Source organism: Algoriphagus mannitolivorans DSM 15301, from assembly GCF_000429425.1.
GTDB lineage: Bacteria > Bacteroidota > Bacteroidia > Cytophagales > Cyclobacteriaceae > Algoriphagus > Algoriphagus mannitolivorans.
This window is the reverse complement of sequence record NZ_AUBV01000015.1, coordinates 43,064-59,807: the sequence shown is the minus strand read 5'-3', so window position 1 is coordinate 59,807 and position 16,744 is coordinate 43,064. Positions and strand designations below refer to the sequence as shown.

At 43.6% G+C, this 16,744-nt stretch carries 9 protein-coding genes; 4 read left to right on the top strand and 5 right to left on the bottom strand.

Features of this window, described 5'->3' with window-relative positions; all coding sequences use genetic code 11:
• Positions 1-27 precede the first annotated feature (27 nt).
• The 3 genes from G458_RS0115295 to G458_RS0115285 are packed head-to-tail and all read right to left on the bottom strand — an operon-like array spanning position 28 to position 4,228.
• On the bottom strand, positions 28-1,209 hold the full coding sequence (locus G458_RS0115295) for a class I SAM-dependent rRNA methyltransferase (protein ID WP_026952664.1): 1,182 nt from the start codon (positions 1,207-1,209) through the stop codon (positions 28-30).
• Positions 1,196-2,593 (bottom strand): sodium:solute symporter family protein, encoded by a 1,398-nt coding sequence (locus G458_RS0115290; RefSeq protein ID WP_026952663.1) that lies wholly within the window; start codon positions 2,591-2,593, stop codon positions 1,196-1,198. The genes G458_RS0115295 and G458_RS0115290 overlap by 14 nt, the downstream gene beginning before the upstream one ends.
• Before the next feature lie 12 nt (positions 2,594-2,605).
• Positions 2,606-4,228, bottom strand: a complete 1,623-nt coding sequence (locus G458_RS0115285) for an ABC-F family ATP-binding cassette domain-containing protein (RefSeq protein WP_026952662.1) — start codon at positions 4,226-4,228, stop codon at positions 2,606-2,608.
• Between the two features lie 150 nt (positions 4,229-4,378).
• On the opposite strand from G458_RS0115285, the gene G458_RS0115280 reads away from it, so the two are divergent.
• From G458_RS0115280 to galE, 3 genes are all read left to right on the top strand, one after another.
• Positions 4,379-7,522 carry a PKD domain-containing protein gene (locus tag G458_RS0115280; RefSeq protein WP_026952661.1) on the top strand — a complete coding sequence of 1,048 codons (3,144 nt, stop codon included), beginning with the start codon at positions 4,379-4,381 and terminating at the stop codon, positions 7,520-7,522.
• Positions 7,523-7,563: 41 nt separating this feature from the next.
• Positions 7,564-10,695 carry a PKD domain-containing protein gene (locus tag G458_RS0115275; RefSeq protein ID WP_026952660.1) on the top strand — a complete coding sequence of 1,044 codons (3,132 nt, stop codon included), beginning with the start codon at positions 7,564-7,566 and terminating at the stop codon, positions 10,693-10,695.
• Positions 10,696-10,793: 98 nt separating this feature from the next.
• Positions 10,794-11,801: a UDP-glucose 4-epimerase GalE gene (gene galE, locus G458_RS0115265; RefSeq protein ID WP_026952659.1), complete on the top strand. Its 1,008-nt coding sequence runs from the start codon at positions 10,794-10,796 to the stop codon at positions 11,799-11,801.
• A 101-nt stretch (positions 11,802-11,902) separates the two neighbouring features.
• Here galE and ggt read toward each other — a convergent pair whose 3' ends face one another.
• A complete protein-coding gene (gene ggt, locus G458_RS0115260) occupies positions 11,903-13,597 on the bottom strand; it encodes a gamma-glutamyltransferase (protein WP_026952658.1) in 1,695 nt (564 codons plus the stop codon).
• Between the two features lie 78 nt (positions 13,598-13,675).
• Positions 13,676-14,335, bottom strand: coding sequence for a metal-dependent transcriptional regulator (locus G458_RS0115255; RefSeq protein WP_026952657.1), 660 nt, complete (start codon positions 14,333-14,335; stop codon positions 13,676-13,678).
• A gap of 124 nt (positions 14,336-14,459) precedes the next feature.
• Between G458_RS0115255 and G458_RS0115250 the strand changes: the two genes are divergently transcribed.
• A complete protein-coding gene (locus G458_RS0115250) occupies positions 14,460-16,727 on the top strand; it encodes a TonB-dependent receptor (protein WP_026952656.1) in 2,268 nt (755 codons plus the stop codon).
• Positions 16,728-16,744: the final 17 nt, after the last annotated feature.

The window sequence follows — 16,744 nt, the reverse complement described above, 5'->3', positions numbered from 1 at the left end:
TAGAGAAAGGTTTTGATCCTTGATAATTTATTCCACAAAAAGGACTAAGCCCTTGAGATATTCGGTCTCTGGATGGAAAACATTCACCGGATGGTCTGCCGGCTGGCTGAGTTGGTGAAGGATTTTGACTTTTCGCTTGCTCTCCATGGCGGCTGCAGTAATGGTGTGGGCAAATAGGGATTTGTCCACCACTTGACTGCAAGAGAAAGTAAATAAGATGCCTCCGGGTTTGATTTTCCGCAAGGCCTCTGCATTCAGTCTTTTATAGGCTTGCACCGCATTGTGCCGGGCCTTTATATTCTTGGCAAAGGCCGGTGGGTCCAAAATAATCAGGTCAAAATCATCTCCGATTTCGCGGATGTATTTAACCACATCAGCTGTGATAGAAAGATGCTTCCCGGAAAATCCAGCATTTAAGGCTACATTTTCTTCAGTTAATTCAATGGCTTTCGCAGAAATATCTACTGAATGGACTTCTGTGGCTCCTTCTTGAAGGGCCAGGACAGAAAATCCCCCGGAATAGCAAAAGGTATTTAGAACCTTTTTTCCCTTGGAATAGGTGGAGACCAGCTTTCGGTTTTCTCTTTGGTCAATGAAAAAACCGGTTTTTTGGCCTTTTTCCCAGTCGATTTTGTAGGTGGCTCCGTATTCCTGAACCAGATCAGTTTGTGGCTTTCCCCAAATCCATTCATTAGAGGAAATTTCCAGGTTTTTCGGAAGTGTTTCAGCACTTTTATCATACACTCCCTGTAGTTTATCTCCTAAAACCTCCTGTAGGGCTTGGGAAATCTCCCGAACATGCCGGTGCATACCCACATGATGCGCCTGAATTACGGCAGTACCATGGTAATAATCCACGATCAATCCCGGAAGTAGATCTCCTTCTCCGTGGATTAATCTGAATACGTTGGTTTCAGGATTATTCGTGAGTCCCAATGCTTCTCTCAAGGAGTAAGCGGAAGAGATTCTTTCTGCCCAAAACGATGCATCGATGGGTCTTTCTTCAAAGGAAATAATTCTCACCATGATGGAACCTTGGGAAAAATGACCTATTCCCAAGAAGTCGTTTTTGGAGGAAAATACGGAGACAAGATCACCGTTTTCTATGCCGGGTTCGCTTTTTGCAATTGCCCCGGAGAAGACCCAGTGGTGTTTTCGGAGAAGTGAAACTTCTTTTCCTTTCTGTAGGGTGATTTTAGGATAGTTCATAGGAGAGTTTCTTTTTGTCTGGAAAGGAATAGGAGCCGAATACCATGGCAAGAATACTGGCAATCAAGCCGAGTAAATGGTTGTTTTCAGTCCATTCGAAATTTTCAGCGATCAGGTAAGTCAACATACCGATTACCATGGCCAATAAAGCTCCCATAGGAGAGGCCTTTTTCCAATAAAGGCCAGCAGTCAAGGGTACAAATAAGGAGACCAACATCAGGATGGAGGCGCCGGCCACCAGTTCGTAGATATTGGATTCCCAGGTAGCCATCAGCGTAGATATAAGGGCTACAGAAATGATATTGATTCTCAAGATCCAAAGAAGATGCTTGTCTTGAAGTTTTTCTCCGAAATATGGCCTGATGATGTTTTCAGAAATGATTGCCGATGGTGCTAGGAGCCCGGAACTCGTGGTGCTCATTATAGCAGAGATCAAAGCACCAAAAAAAACGACCTGAACCGCAAGCCCACCATGTCGCAAAACCATGGAAGGAAGTAACATTTGTTTGTTTTCTAGGTACAGTTCGGGATAAAGAACTTTTGCTCCCAAAGCAATGAAAAGAGGCAAAAGTCCAAAAGAAAGGTAGAATCCTCCTGCCAAATAGGTAGATCGGATGGCTACTTTTTCGGATTTGGCCGACATGACTCTTTGATAAATATCCTGGGATGGAATACTTCCTAGACCCAAAATGGCCCATGCTCCGAAATAACTGATCCAGGCATTCAGACTATTTTCTGGAAAGAACTGGAAGCTTTCCGGGGGAGCTTGGGAAAATATCTCTCCAACGCCTCCGGCTTCTTGGGCAACCATGACCGATACCCAAATCAACCCAATGACAATCATGGTGGTTTGGATAAAATCGGTAATTGAGATGGCCCACATTCCTCCTAAGAAGGTATAGAAAACCACTATGCCTGCAGAAATAATGATACCCTGAGTCAGCGTCAAATCGGTCACAGCTCCAAGGACCAAACTTAAAGCTACCAGCTGGGCTGCGACATAGCCGAAATAGGCGGGAATCATAAAGACTGAGGCAAAGAATTCTATCCTTTTTCCAAAGATTTTAGAGAAAACATCCCCGATGGTAAGCACATTCATCCGATACATCGGGCGGAGATAAAACATTCCGAACAGCACCAAACAAAGGGCTCCTCCGAAGGGATCTTCAATCACTCCAATGAGGCCTTCCTCCAGATATACCGAAGAGGCACCGAAGATGGTCTCGGAACCAAACCAAGTAGCAAAAAGGGCTGAAGCAGAAAGAAAAAGAGGCAGGGATCGCCCTGCCAACACAAAATCACTGGAGTTTTTGACCAAACGAGAAGACCATGCACCCACAGCCACAGTCAATCCTAGATATATGATGATTGCAGTGAGTAGCAAGGTGCTTTCCTTTTAGTTTTTGCCGTACATTTTTTCCCGAAGGGCTTTGATTTCCTCACTTGCCAAATAGTCGTCGTAAGGCATTCTTCTGTCTATTGTGCCGTTTGGAGTGAATTCCACGATCCGGTTACAGGAAGATTGCACGAATGTGTGGTCATAGGATGACATCAATACTGTCCCGTTAAATTCGATGATCGCATTGTTGAAGGCTGTGATAGACTCCAAGTCCAAGTGGTTAGTTGGTTCGTCCATGACCAATAAGTTTGGATTTTGAAGCATCATGCGGGAAATCATACATCTTACTTTTTCTCCTCCAGAAAGCACGGTACACTTTTTCAGGGTTTCTTCACCGGTAAATAGCATCCTACCCAAGAAAGTTCTGACATAAGCTTCTTCTTGGTTGGTTGAGTATTGTCTTAGCCAGTCAATTAGGTTTAAGTCAGAATTGAAATACTTGGCATTGTCATTTGGAAGGTAAGCTTTGTTGATGGTGACCCCCCATTTGAAGCTGCCTTTGCTTGGTTTGGTGCCTTCATCCATGATCACATCGAAGAATTTATGAACCGCCTGTTTGGTTTTGGAAATGAATGCGATTTTGTCGCCTTTATCCACCATCAAATTGACGTCGGTGAAGTAAGTGGTGCCATCTTCCTTAAGTTCCAAGGCTTCGGTCATGAAGATCTGGTCTCCGGCTTCTCTTTCCGGCTTGAAAATAATGCCTGGGTACTTTCTGCTGGAAGGCTCAATTTCATCCACATTGAGTTTTTCGAGCATTTTCTTTCTGGCGGTAGCCTGGCGGGATTTGGCGACGTTGGCTGAAAATCTCGCGATAAAGTCCTGAAGTTCTTTTCTCTTTTCGTCAGCTTTTTTGTTTTGGTCAGATCGCTGCTTCAGAGCAAGCTGGGATGATTCGTACCAGAAGGTATAGTTACCGGAGTAGATTTTGATTTTCCCAAAATCAATGTCCACGATATGAGTGGAAACAGTATCCAGGAAGTGACGATCGTGGGAAACTACGATTACGAGGTTTTTGAAATCCATAAGGAAATCCTCCAGCCATACGATGGTGTCAGCATCCAGATCGTTGGTAGGTTCATCGAGAATCAGGATATCTGGATTTCCAAAAAGGGCCTGAGCTAGCAACACACGGACTTTTTGATTGCCGGCAAGGTCTTTCATCTGCATGTAGTGCAGATCTTCTGTTATGCCAAGGCCTGAGAGCAAAGCTGCTGCATCGGATTCGGCATTCCAGCCATCCATTTCAGCAAATTCAGCCTCCAGTTCAGATGCACGGATTCCGTCTTCCTCTGTAAAGTCCGCCTTCATGTAGATAGCGTCCTTTTCTGCCATGATGGCAAAGAGCTTTTTGTGGCCCATCAATACCGTCTTCAAGACCTCCACTTCATCAAATTCAAAGTGGTTTTGCTTCAAAACAGCCATTCTCTGGCCTGGAGTAATATTGATTGAACCAGAGGTCGAATCGAGCTCTCCGGAAAGTATTTTCAAAAAGGTGGATTTTCCTGCTCCGTTGGCACCGATCACTCCATAGCAGTTGCCGGGAGTGAATTTGAGGTTAACTTCATCAAAAAGAGTGCGCTTACCAAACTTGAGGGAAAGACTATCTACTGAAATCATGGATTATTTTTGCTTTTAGAAGGCGCAAAGATAGGGAATTAAATTTTTTTTAGGCTTTTCCTTAATTCCTATTCATCCACTGGTATAGTTTCATGGAGAAATGTTTTGCAGGTTAATTATATTGTCGGCAATTAACCCTAATTCTGTTCGATGCGAGCATTTTATTGGCTTCTTTTGTCTCTTTTCCTTCTCGTAGGAAATCCGGTGTATGTGATGGGACAATTATCTACTGTTGGGAAAGAATTTTGGGTTGGTTTCATGGAAAACAACCGGGTATTTCCAAGTGGTCCCAATAATCAAGGAGCCATGGACTTTGCAGTAATTGTCATCACAGCAACTGAAAATGCAACGGGCTCTATCGAATACCTTGGCAATGTGCAGTCATTCTCTCTCTCAGGTGGACAGCAATTTACCCTGAGAGTTCCCTCGGATGATTTAGATTTACTTCATAGAACTAGTGGAAACATCGAAGACAAAGGAATTTATATTTCTTCCTCCGGGAAAATTGCAGTTCATGCATTCAATGAAAGGCTCAGAAGTGCTGATGGTACTTTGGTTTTGCCGGTAGGCACTTTGGGAAGGGATTACTACATCACCTCACATTTTGAGACCCTGACTGTAAGCTCAGGATTCAACGGAAATATCAACAATGAGAGTACTTTGTTGGTCATCGCAACAGAGGATAAAACCTCAATAGAAATTACCCCTTCAGTAGCCACCATTAATGGAAACGCTGCGAAAACCCCTTTTACCATTGTTCTAAACAGAGGTCAAAGCTATCAGCTGAAAGCCAGAGGAGATTTGACGGGTTCGAGAGTTCGTGTCGTTGGAGCGAATGCCGATGAATGTAGGAAGATCGCAGTCTTTGGAGGAAATAAATGGACTGGAGTCGGAGATTGTGGTCAGGCCAACGATCATTTGTTCCAACAAGCCTACCCGGTAAATACTTGGGGGACTTCCTTTGTGCATGTAGGGCTGGAAGGAAGGTCCTCCGGAGAATTGGTGAAAGTATTGGCCTCTGAAGATGGCACTCAGGTCTTTGTGAATGGAAATTCCGTGGGTACGATCAATCAATCTCAATTTTTATCAATTGAATTTGGGATCGACGAGAACGCAAAAATAGTAACCTCCAAACCGGCATCTGTTACTGTCTTTTCCAAAAGTATGGACTGTAATCTGCCGAATACTCCAGAAGCCCAAAACGGAGATCCTTTTATGATTACGTATAGTCCGGTGGAACAGAGCTTGAAAGAAATTTCTTTCAACGCGATGGCCTTGCCCTCCATCACCAACCATTATATCAATATTGTGGTCAAGACGGGGACAGAAAATCAGACGATTTTGGATGGAAATAACATAGGCTCATTTTTTTCTGTCCTGGCAAGCGATCCAACCTATTCCATTGCCAGAGTTGGTATTTCACAGGGGGTTCATAAAATCTCGAATAAAGAAGGTTTTACTGCTTATGTCTATGGCTTTGGACAAATTGAATCCTATGGATATGCCGCAGGAGCCGCTTTGGACAATCTAAATTTTAAGGCGGATACCAAATATGAATTTGATGTGGAGGGGGAGCGAGTCGCATGTCTTAATCAAGAAGGCCTCTGGGAGATAATTCCTGACAATCCTGACTTTACCTATTTCGTGTGGAATTTTGGTGATGGCTCAGATCCGGTAGTGGGAAAAGAGGTAAACCATATTTTCCAAAAGCCCGGAAATTATGAAGTGTCAGTTACCGCAGCATTAAGTCCAAACTCATGTGATGATCAGGAGGAAATTGTTTTTGAAGTAGTGGTGCGGGAGACTAAAGCTGAGTTAGTGGGAGAACAATCTGTTTGTCCGGATGTGGAGGAAATCATGTATCGGGTAAAGGGAAAGGAGAATGTTTTCAAATCTATCTTCGAAATCGAAGGGGGAGAAATAATGAAAGATTATGGAGACTCGGTTTTGGTTAAATGGGGACCTGCAAATGAAAATGCCCTATTGCGATTGATTCCATATACAGAAAGTGGTTGTCCGGGTGAGCCGATAGAATTGCCGGTAGTGATCAATCAACGGATATCCGTAGATGCTGCCGAAGGGCCTTTGGAGGTTTGCTACAGCCCCAATGCCTCTTTTATTTACCAAGCGCCAAGCCCTCAAACCTCGAGAGGATATACATGGACCATAGTAGGAGGGACCATTATTTCAGGTCAAGGCACACCTACATTGGAAGTCAATTGGGATCAACCCGAAACGGTAGGCACCTTGGAATATGTAGCGTTTAGTTTGGTGGATAGTCAATGTGAAGGAACTTCTCCAAAAATTGAAGTATCAATAGTTGCTGAATTTTTGGCCCAAGTCACTGATGTGAAAATGGTGGATTGCTTCGGAGCTAATAATGGTTCAATACAAATTGAGGTCAAAGGTGGAAAACCTCCTTACCAATACAAATGGTCTCATGCCGGCGGATTAAACTCCAATATTGCGCAAAATTTGGCCCCTGGGATTTATTGGGTGGAGGTTTTAGATCAATTGGGCTGTATTCAGCGATTGGAAAATCTGGAAATCACTCAACCGGACATCCTAAAAATCGGAACTCTTCAGCCTGTTGGAACATCCTGTTATGGCAAACCCGATGGAACCGTGCAAATTACCATTCAAGGAGGGACTATGCCATATTCTTTTGATGCTGATCCGAATACCAAGTTTTTTGGAACTTATCAAAAAGCCCAAATGGAAGCAGGAAAATATGCTTGGAAGGTAACAGATGCCAATGGTTGTGTGCTTCCTGTGGAATTTGAAATTACGTCGCCTATGCCTTTGGAAGTAGATGTCAGGTTAGTGAAACCTGCTTGCCCAGGTGATTCCAACGGAGAACTTATTGCCATTCCTAAAGGTGAAAACGGTCCGTTTGTTTTCGAATGGAAAACCTTATCCATGTCAGGAGATTTAGTGACAGGCTTAGTTGCTGGGGAGTATGAACTGGAAGTAACCGATGCCAATGGATGCGTCAGTGTGGGTTCAGGAAGAGTTTCAGAAGCAGCTCCTGAGATAAGAATGCCTACAGGATTTGACCCTAAAAAGAAGGATAGTATGTATCAGGGGGTCTCGAATTGCGAAACTGCATTTGAGCTATGGATTTTTAATCGTTGGGGTCAATTGATATTTTTTGGAAACAAAGGCTGGGATGGCATGGTTTCTGGTAAGGAGGCCCCAAGCGGAACTTATTCTTATTCAGTAAATTATTACTTTGAATTGGAAGGGAAGTCGCAAATCAGTAATATTAAGGGGCAATTCACCCTTGTCCGTTAACACCCTTAAAATCAAAAAATTGATAGGCCCTTACTACTAAAATGAAGCACAACAAAAGATGGATAATCTTTTTGATGTGCATTTCATTTTTCTCGAGCATCCAAGGGATAGCTCAAAGCACGATTGGAAGTGAATTTCTGGTTGGGTTCATGGAAAATAACCAAAAGCCAAGCCTACCCGACAAAGCTGTAGTTGTAATTACAGCCAATGAAAATGTGTCCGGAACCATTGACTTCCTTGGACAGCAGATTTCCTTTTCTCTTAATAAAGGTCAGATTTTCAAAAAAGAGTTTCTCTCTGGTTCTCAGGATGTAATCCATAGAAAAACCGAGGAAAAAGAGAATAAGTCTGTCTTAATCAGAACTTCCGGTAAAGTATCTGTCTATGCCTACAACACCCGACAGAATAGCGCGGATGCTACTTTAGTCCTGCCGGTTAATATTCTCAGCAAGGATTATTTTGTCACTGCCCACTTCAGACCTCTTACAGATGGTCCTGATAATTCCGCTTCTACTGCTCTGGTTCTTGCCAATGAAGACAACACCCTCGTAGAAATCACCCCCTCGGTCACCACCGAACTGGGTAAGCCTGCCAAACAACCCTACACCATTTCTCTCAATGCCGGGGAGAGCTATCAAATTCGAGCCTTCGGAGACTTGACTGGTACCCGTTTTAGAATCCTGAACTCAGACCCCAGCGATTGTAAAAGACTTGCAGTATTTGGAGGTAATAAGATGACCACTGTTGCAGAGTGCGGAAATACTGGGGACCACATGTATTCTCAAGCACTTCCCATTGAGTTCTGGGGCAAATCGTATATCCATGTCCCTTTAAAAAACAGAACCTCTGGTGAAGTGGTGAAAGTGCTCGCAGGAACTGACAATACCGAAGTAAAAGTCAATGGTGTCAGCAAAGGCATTTTGAATCAAGGGGAGTTTTTAAGAATGGAATTCAAGGTCGATGAGGTCGCCAATATCGAAACTTCCCAACCCGCAGCGGTCTCTCTGCTTTCCAAGAGTCAGGATTGCAACACTTCTCCTGGATTTATTGGAGATCCTTTTTTGATTAATCTTCAAAGCAATGAATTGAGGATTAAGGAACTGGATTTTTATTCTGTTGACGAGGCAGGATTCATTTTTAACAATGCCAATATTATTGCTCCAACTGCCTCCATCAGTCAGATTCGACTCAATGGATTAGCCATTACCTCGCAGTTTAAACCAGTTCCCGGAAACACTGCATTTTCCTATGCCCAGGTTAACTTAAAGGACGGGGCCAATAAATTCTTCAGTCCTGAAGGAGCCATTATTTATATCTATGGTTCAGGACAGCGATCCTCCTATGGCTATTCTGCAGGATTTGAAATTACCCAATCCCAGCTACAGATCGAAAATGATCAAGCAGCTGAAATCAACGGCAAGTATCAGGTTTGCGTAGGCGAGGAAACCCCTTGGGAAATAAAAATTGCAAATCAACAATTCACTCAATTTTCTTGGGATTTTGGAGATGGAAGCCCTCTAAAGAGTGGTAAGTCAGTACTCCATCAATTCCAGGAACCGGGAAATTTCTTGGTCAAAGTGGTGGCAAGTACTGGTTCAGGAAGTTGTGCTCTTACAGAAGAGTTGGAGATTGAAGTAAATGTCCAAAATGTTGAGGGGGAAATAAAAGGGCCGACTACTGCCTGCGGAGGATCTCAATCGACTTATCAGTTGAAAAATGGGGAGACCATTGTAAAAGCACAATGGAAAGAGATTGTCGGTGGACAAATCATTTCACAAGATGAAAGCCAACTGGTGATCAAATGGAATGAAGGCGTGGTCTTGGGTAAAATCACCGCTGTTCCGGTTTCGGAGGCAGGTTGCACAGGAAAGGAAGTTTCTTTGGAAGTACAAATTGGTGTCGGAGAGATTTTGCCGGCTGCTAAAGGCCCTGCCGAGTTTTGTGCTGGTAAACTCACTTCCTATGAATTGCCTCAGGGAGTTTCAGGAGAAACGATCGAGTGGATTGTGGTAGGAGGACAAATCAAAGAGGGACAGGGAAGCTCCAAGGTGAGCATAGATTGGAATCCGGAGAACATCAACTTTTCTGTTGCTTATTCCATCAAAAAATTGGGTTTAGCTTGTGTTCAAAATTCCGAAGATTTAAAAGTTTCCAAATCAGCTCAGATTGAGATTTTGGTGATTAAAAACACTTCTCCTCAATGTCCCGGAGATTCAAGCGGTGGTTTAGAAATTCAATTCAAGGGTGGGTCTGGAAATTATGACATTACCTGGAGTCATAATGCTGAGCTCAAAAGCACCAAAGCCGAAAATTTAAAAGCAGGAAAATACAGCATTAAAGTCCGAGACAAGGACGGTTGCGGGGTAGCTGAGCTGGAAGTTGAAATCAAGGATCCGATTAAAATGCGGATTTTAGGGGAAGTGGAAACTTTTCCGATCATTTGCCAAGGAGCCTCGACAGGGAAGTTTAGAGCGAAAATGGAAGGAGGCACCCCACCTTACCGGGTAGATGGATTGGAGACAATTTGGAATGGCCAGTATCTGGAAGTTCAAGGTCTATCCAAAGGAACATTCAATCTGTTCATTTCAGATTCTACGGGTTGTTCGATCCCCGTTTCAGGCCAAATTCAAGAAACAGCCCCAATGACAGTGGCTTTTGTGGAGAACAATCTGGGATGTCCTGGTGGAAATAATGGGGAATTAACAGTCAAGGTAAGCGGGGGAGCTCCACCTTACCGATACACTTGGGGTTTGCAGGGTGGAATTGGATTAGCTTCAACCACCTCCTCACCAAGGTCATTTTTGGATCAAGGGCCGAGCATCAGCTCAATGCCATCAGGTGAATATGAGGTAATGGTGACAGATGCCAACGGATGCACGATTACGGCTATGGGGAAAATTTCCGAGGCCAAACCAGAACTCAGAATGCCAACTGGATTCAAACCCATGGATGGACCTTTCGAGCCAGTTTCCAATTGCTTGGTGAATTTTGAGATTCAGATTTTTGACCGATGGGGTAATGTGGCATTTACTGGATCTCAAGGCTGGAACGGAGAAATCAAAGGAAAAGAAGCTCCAACCGGAACCTACCACTATCGCTTGATTTATTATTATACCATTTCAGGTCAGGAGAAGGTAGAAGAGGATCAAGGTTCGTTTATTCTCCTCCGTTAAAATCAGCTGTTTACGATTTTCAAGCTATTTGAGCCGATTGAATTCTTTGAATTGGCAAGATTTGAAATAGTTTTGTCTCAAATTCATTTTTAAAACCCATGAAGAAAATTTTGATAACCGGGGGTGCCGGTTACATCGGATCCCATACGGCAGTTGAACTCTGGAACTCGGGATTTGAACCCATTATTTTGGATGATTTGTCCAATTCTGACAGCAATGTTTTGGACAGGTTGGAGGAAATAACCGGGAAAAGATTCTCCTTTTTTAAAGGGGACTGCAACGACAAGAAGCAATTGGAGGAGATTTCAAGTCAACACCAAATATCTGGTATTATCCATTTTGCAGCTTTTAAATCTGTCGGAGAAAGCACTGCACAGCCTTTGAAGTATTATCAGAATAACGTAGGATCTTTATTGATTCTATTGGAATGGATGAAGGAAAAAGACATCCAGGATTTAGTTTTTTCTTCTTCCTGTACCGTTTATGGGCAGCCTGAAGTGCTTCCCGTTACTGAATCCACACCGAGACAAGAGGCTGAAAGTCCCTATGGAAATACCAAAAAAATCTGTGAGGACATCTTGGTGGACTATGTGAAAAGCCAACCTGGGATTCGTGTGATTTCTTTGAGATACTTCAATCCGGTCGGTGCGCATCCTTCCGCGAAAATAGGGGAGTTGCCGCTCGGAGTACCACAGAATTTAGTTCCTTTTATTACCCAAACTGCGGCTGGGATTAGAGAGAAATTGACGGTTTTTGGGAATGACTACGATACGGTTGATGGAAGCTGCGTTCGGGATTACATTCATGTGATGGACCTAGCAGATGCTCACGTCAAAGCCTTAGATTTCCTGAAAGGTCAAAAGACAAACTTCTACGAGGTATTCAATGTGGGTACAGGAGAGGGAAATACTGTTTTGGAGGTGATCCAGACTTTTGAAAAGGTAAACGGATTAAAGCTCAATTATGAAATCGGTCCACGCCGTCCCGGGGATGTGGTGAAGACCTGGGCCGACACCTCTAAAATCAGAAAGGTACTGGGATGGAGTCCTAAATATTCCCTGGAAGATTCCATGCGGGATAGCTGGAGATGGCAGAAAAATCTTTAAATCCGGGATTAATTGATAAGTCCTCGAGCTCTGACAGCCCGAGGACTTATTTTTTAACCACTTTTGAGATAATGGCATCCAATCTTAATTCTTGAAAGAAATCAATATCCTGCTGCCTGTCCGTCTTTTCTGGACTCAGAGGCTCCAATGTACACTTTGTTGATTCGATCATACAGAATGGCCTGATAGCCACCATAGGGACCGACACTATATTCGATTCGGTGTCCCATTTCTTCCAGCTGCCGGATTACCTCATAGGAAAAGCCGCTTTCCAAGTTGAGAGATCCTCCATTGGTCATTTGAGAGCCGGTAGGTTCTGAACTTCCATTGTGTCGCATCCGAGGTGCGTCACCAGCTTCCTGAAGATTCATTCCAAAATCAATCAGGTTAACAATGATCTGGGTATGACCTTGTGGCTGCACTGATCCTCCCATCAAGCCAAAACTGATATAAGGTTGGCCGTCTTTGGTGACAAAAGCAGGGATGATGGTATGGAAAGGTCTTTTGCCCTTGGCGAGGGAGTTCCAATGGTTTTCATCCTGTACATTGAACTGTTGACCTCGGTTTTGAAGGACAAATCCCAAGCCATCCGGTACCATTCCTGAGCCGAACTCATCGTAAATGCTTTGAATGAAAGAGACCATGTTGCCCTCCTTGTCCGCTACGGTAAGATAGGTTGTATTTCCTTTCTCGATTTCTCCTGCAGGATAGGATAATGCTGCTTTCTGCGGATCGATTAGCTTTCTTCTTTCCTCTGCATATTCTTTGGAAATCAGTTTTTCCACAGGGATTTGGTTGAAAGCCGGATCGGCATAGAATTTAGCCCGATCTTCAAAGGCTAGTTTTTTGGCTTCTGTGAGGAGGTGTAGGTATTCTGCACTTCCAAAGCCCATGGATTTGATATCATAGCCTTCTAGAATGTTCAACATTTGGAGGACAGCGATTCCCTGCCCATTGGGAGGAAGTTCCCAGACATCATATCCCCGATAGTTGGTGCTGACTGGATCTACCCACTCAGAGGTATGCTTTTTCAGGTCTTCGTAGCGTAGATAACCTCCGTTTTCTTTCATAAACCGGTCAATTGTACGAGCGATTTCTCCTTCATAGAAAGCTGACCTGCCTTCTTTGGCGATTAAAGAGTAGGTTCTTCCCAAATCCGGATTTTTGAAGACTTCTCCTTTTCTCGGAGTGTTTTTTCCATTGGGCATGTAAGTTTTTCTGAACCCAGGGATGTCCTGCATTTTCTCATACATCCCGTTCATTTGCCAGGCAATTACCTCAGAAACGGGAAAACCTTGATTGGCATAGTCGATAGAAGGCTGCAGGATCTCCTCCATGGAGAGCTTTCCAAATCGTTTGTGCATTTGAAACCAACCATCCACACAACCTGGCACAGAGACGGGGAGAGGACCCAGTAAAGGCACTTGATTCAGGCCTTTTTCCTTAAATACCTCCATAGTCAGCAACTCGGGAGCACGGCCGCTTCCATTAAAGCCATAAAGTTTCTGGGTTTTGGCGTCCCATATGATTGCAAAAACATCCCCTCCAATCCCACAACCGTTAGGCTCCACTAAGCCAAGCATGGCATTTGCGGCAATGGCAGCATCCATCGCGGAGCCTCCTTTTTTCAAAATATCCAGGGCCACTTGGGTCGCGAGTGGCTGGGCGGTCGCAGCCATCCCATTTTGGGCGATGACTTCTGATCGGGTGGCGAATACCTTACCACTTACTCGGTCTTGAGCCCAAGAGGCGGTGGCGATAAGGGAAAATGTGAAAAAGAAATATAGACGTTTCATGGGGATAAGATTAGTACTGCGATACTAAACTAGTCCCAGAATTGTTTCAAGGGAAAATTTTTGAGCGGTAGAAGAAACTCAGGAAATCACACGTACCAGTAGTTTTTCGCAGACTTTTTCACTGAGGGTTTCTTGAGGGTGTCCAGCATAGGAAACGGTCATGCTATGGTCGTATGCCTCTTGTGAAAGAATTTTCAATTCTTTTCCCAAAGTCAACTCCCGATTGTTGAGGAATTCCAAAAAATCTGCCGAAGAGTTGGTTAAGGCGGTAAGCTGAACTACTTGCCCTGTGAGGCAACTTGCTAAGGAAACGTGGCTTAGGGTTTGGACTCTTCCCTGATCATCAGGAATCGGAGATCCATGGGGATCAATGGTGGGATATCCTAGCATTTCATCCATGCGATCAAAAAATTTGGGAGCATGAATATGCTCGATCTGTTCTGCTACTTCATGCACCTCTTCCCAACCAAATCCCATTTTCTTAACCAAAAACATCTCTGTCAGTCGATGTTTTCGAATGACCAAAGCAGCAGTTTTTTTCCCCTGCTTAGTTAAGGTGACAGGTTTGTATTTCTCATAAATAACCCACCCGCTTTTTTGAAGGCTTTTGACCATGGAATTGGCAGTAGGCATGCTGACTCCAAGACTTTGGGCTAAATCTGAAATATTCACTTCACCTTCTGGATTTGCCAGATTGAACAACGCTTTGAGATAGTTTTCTTCTGTAGTTGAGGCCATGTTTTTGTTCGGATCTTCAAATATGTTAATAATCTTTCATAAATATATTTGTTAGATTGATCTAACAATTATATTTTTGTGTTCGAATAAATCGAATAATACTGTTATAACTACACCACTTGTAATGTCAAGATTACTGATTTTCATAGCTTTGATGGTTTCCTTTTCAATCCAATCTTTGGCTCAACATCGGGTACAGGGGAAGGTAGAAAGTGCTCAAAAGCCACTGGAATTTGTGACGATTTATATTCCTGAATTGCAAAAAGGAACCACAACCGATGAGAATGGGCAGTTTGTTCTTTTGAATATTCCTGCCGGAAAATGGAACTTGGAGGTTTCTCTTTTGGGATATCGAAAAGTATCCAAAACCCTTGTTGTTCCATTAGCAAGTCAGGATCTGGTTTTTGTCCTGGAAAATTTAGACAGCTCTTTAGATGAGGTAGTGGTATCCGGCACGCTCCAAGAAGTCTCCAAGACCAATAGCCCTGTGCCAGTGGAAGTCTATAAATCCGGGTTTTTCAAGGCTAACCCAACCCCCTCTATTTTTGAATCCCTTCAAAATGTTAACGGAGTAAGACCTCAAGTCAATTGCAATGTTTGCAATACCGGAGACATTCATATCAATGGTTTGGAGGGGCCTTATACCATGGTATTGATTGATGGGATGCCAATCGTCAGTGGACTATCCACGGTATATGGACTCACTGGAATTCCTCAATCTCTCATTGATCGGATTGAAGTGGTCAAAGGACCTGCATCTACGCTCTATGGTTCTGAGGCCGTAGGTGGATTGATCAATATCATCACTAAAAGATCAGAGTTGGCACCTGTCGTGGGCTCGGATGTAATGGTCAGTTCTTGGGGTGAGGTAAATGCTGATTTGGGTTTCAAATCCAGCTTGGGCAAAAAAGTCCAGTCCTTGACAGGATTAAATGTTTTTTGGTACGATCGCCCAATTGACAATAATCAGGATGGGTTTACAGATGTCACTTTGCAAAAACGGGTTTCACTATTTCAAAAATTGGAGTTTGACCGACCGGGAGCCAAAGCATTCTCCTTGGCAGGTCGGTATATGTACGAGGATCGTTGGGGTGGAGAAATGAATTGGACACCGGCCTTTAGGGGAGGAGATGAGGTATATGGAGAAAGTATTTTTACTTTCAGATGGGAGCTGTTTGGAAATTATGAGTTGCCCAGAGTCAAAAATGTCAACTTCCAGTTTTCTGCCAATGGTCATCATCAAAACTCAGTGTATGGTGAAACATTCTTTGTAGCTGATCAAAAGATTGGATTTGGCCAGTTGACCTATCGAAAGGAGGCTGGAATCAACAATTTGCTCCTAGGCGCCGCGTATAGATACACTTACTACGATGATAATACGGTAGCGACTGGGGGAGATGGAAGACAAAACAACCCCTCAGTCATTCATCTTCCGGGAGTTTTTGTGCAAAATGAACTGAATTTATCTCCGAAAAGTACTGTCTTGGCTGGAGTGCGATATGACTACAATAGCATCCATGGGTCAGTGGTTTCACCCCGACTCAATTATAAGTTGTCTTCATTAGACAAGACGACCATTCTTAGGATTTCTGCAGGAAATGGATTTCGGGTAGCGAATGTCTTTACGGAGGATCATGCGGCACTCACAGGGGCCAGAGAAGTAGTTTTCGAAGAGGAATTGGATCCGGAGAGAAGCTGGAATGGAAATGTGAACCTGGTGAAGAAAATATATTCTTCCAAAGGAAATTATTATTCCTTGGACGGGACAGTGTTCTACACTCATTTCACCAACAGAATTGTACCGGATTATGAAACCAACCCCAACCAAATCATCTATGCAAATTTGGATGGAAAAGCAGTTTCCAAGGGTGTTTCTCTAAACTTCGATGCAGCTCTTCAATCCGGATTAAACTTCATGGCTGGAGCGACTTTAATGGATGTTTCACTCGATGAAGATGGAGAAAAAGTAAGGCAATTGTTGACTGAAAGGTTTTCTGGAGTATGGAATATCGGATACCATATCCATGCGCTTCATTTACAGATTGATTATACCGGGAATGTTTACAGTCCTATGAGGTTACCTTTATTGGGGGACTTGGATGACCGTCCGGAGTACTCCCCATGGTTCAGTATCCAAAATATTCAAGTCAGCAAAAAGCTAGGGAATTGGGAGCTCTATGGAGGAATCAAAAACCTGTTGAATTTCACACCACCGGCCAACAGTATCGCCCGATCTTTTGATCCCTTTGATAAAGGAGTAGAATTTGATGAGTCCGGGCAAGTGATCCCCACACCCGGCAACCCCAATGCGCTTACATTCGATCCGACCTACGTTTTTGCTCCCAATCAGGGAATCCGCGGATTTCTTGGAGTTCGGTTTACGATTCAATAAGGCAAAAAAAATCCCCG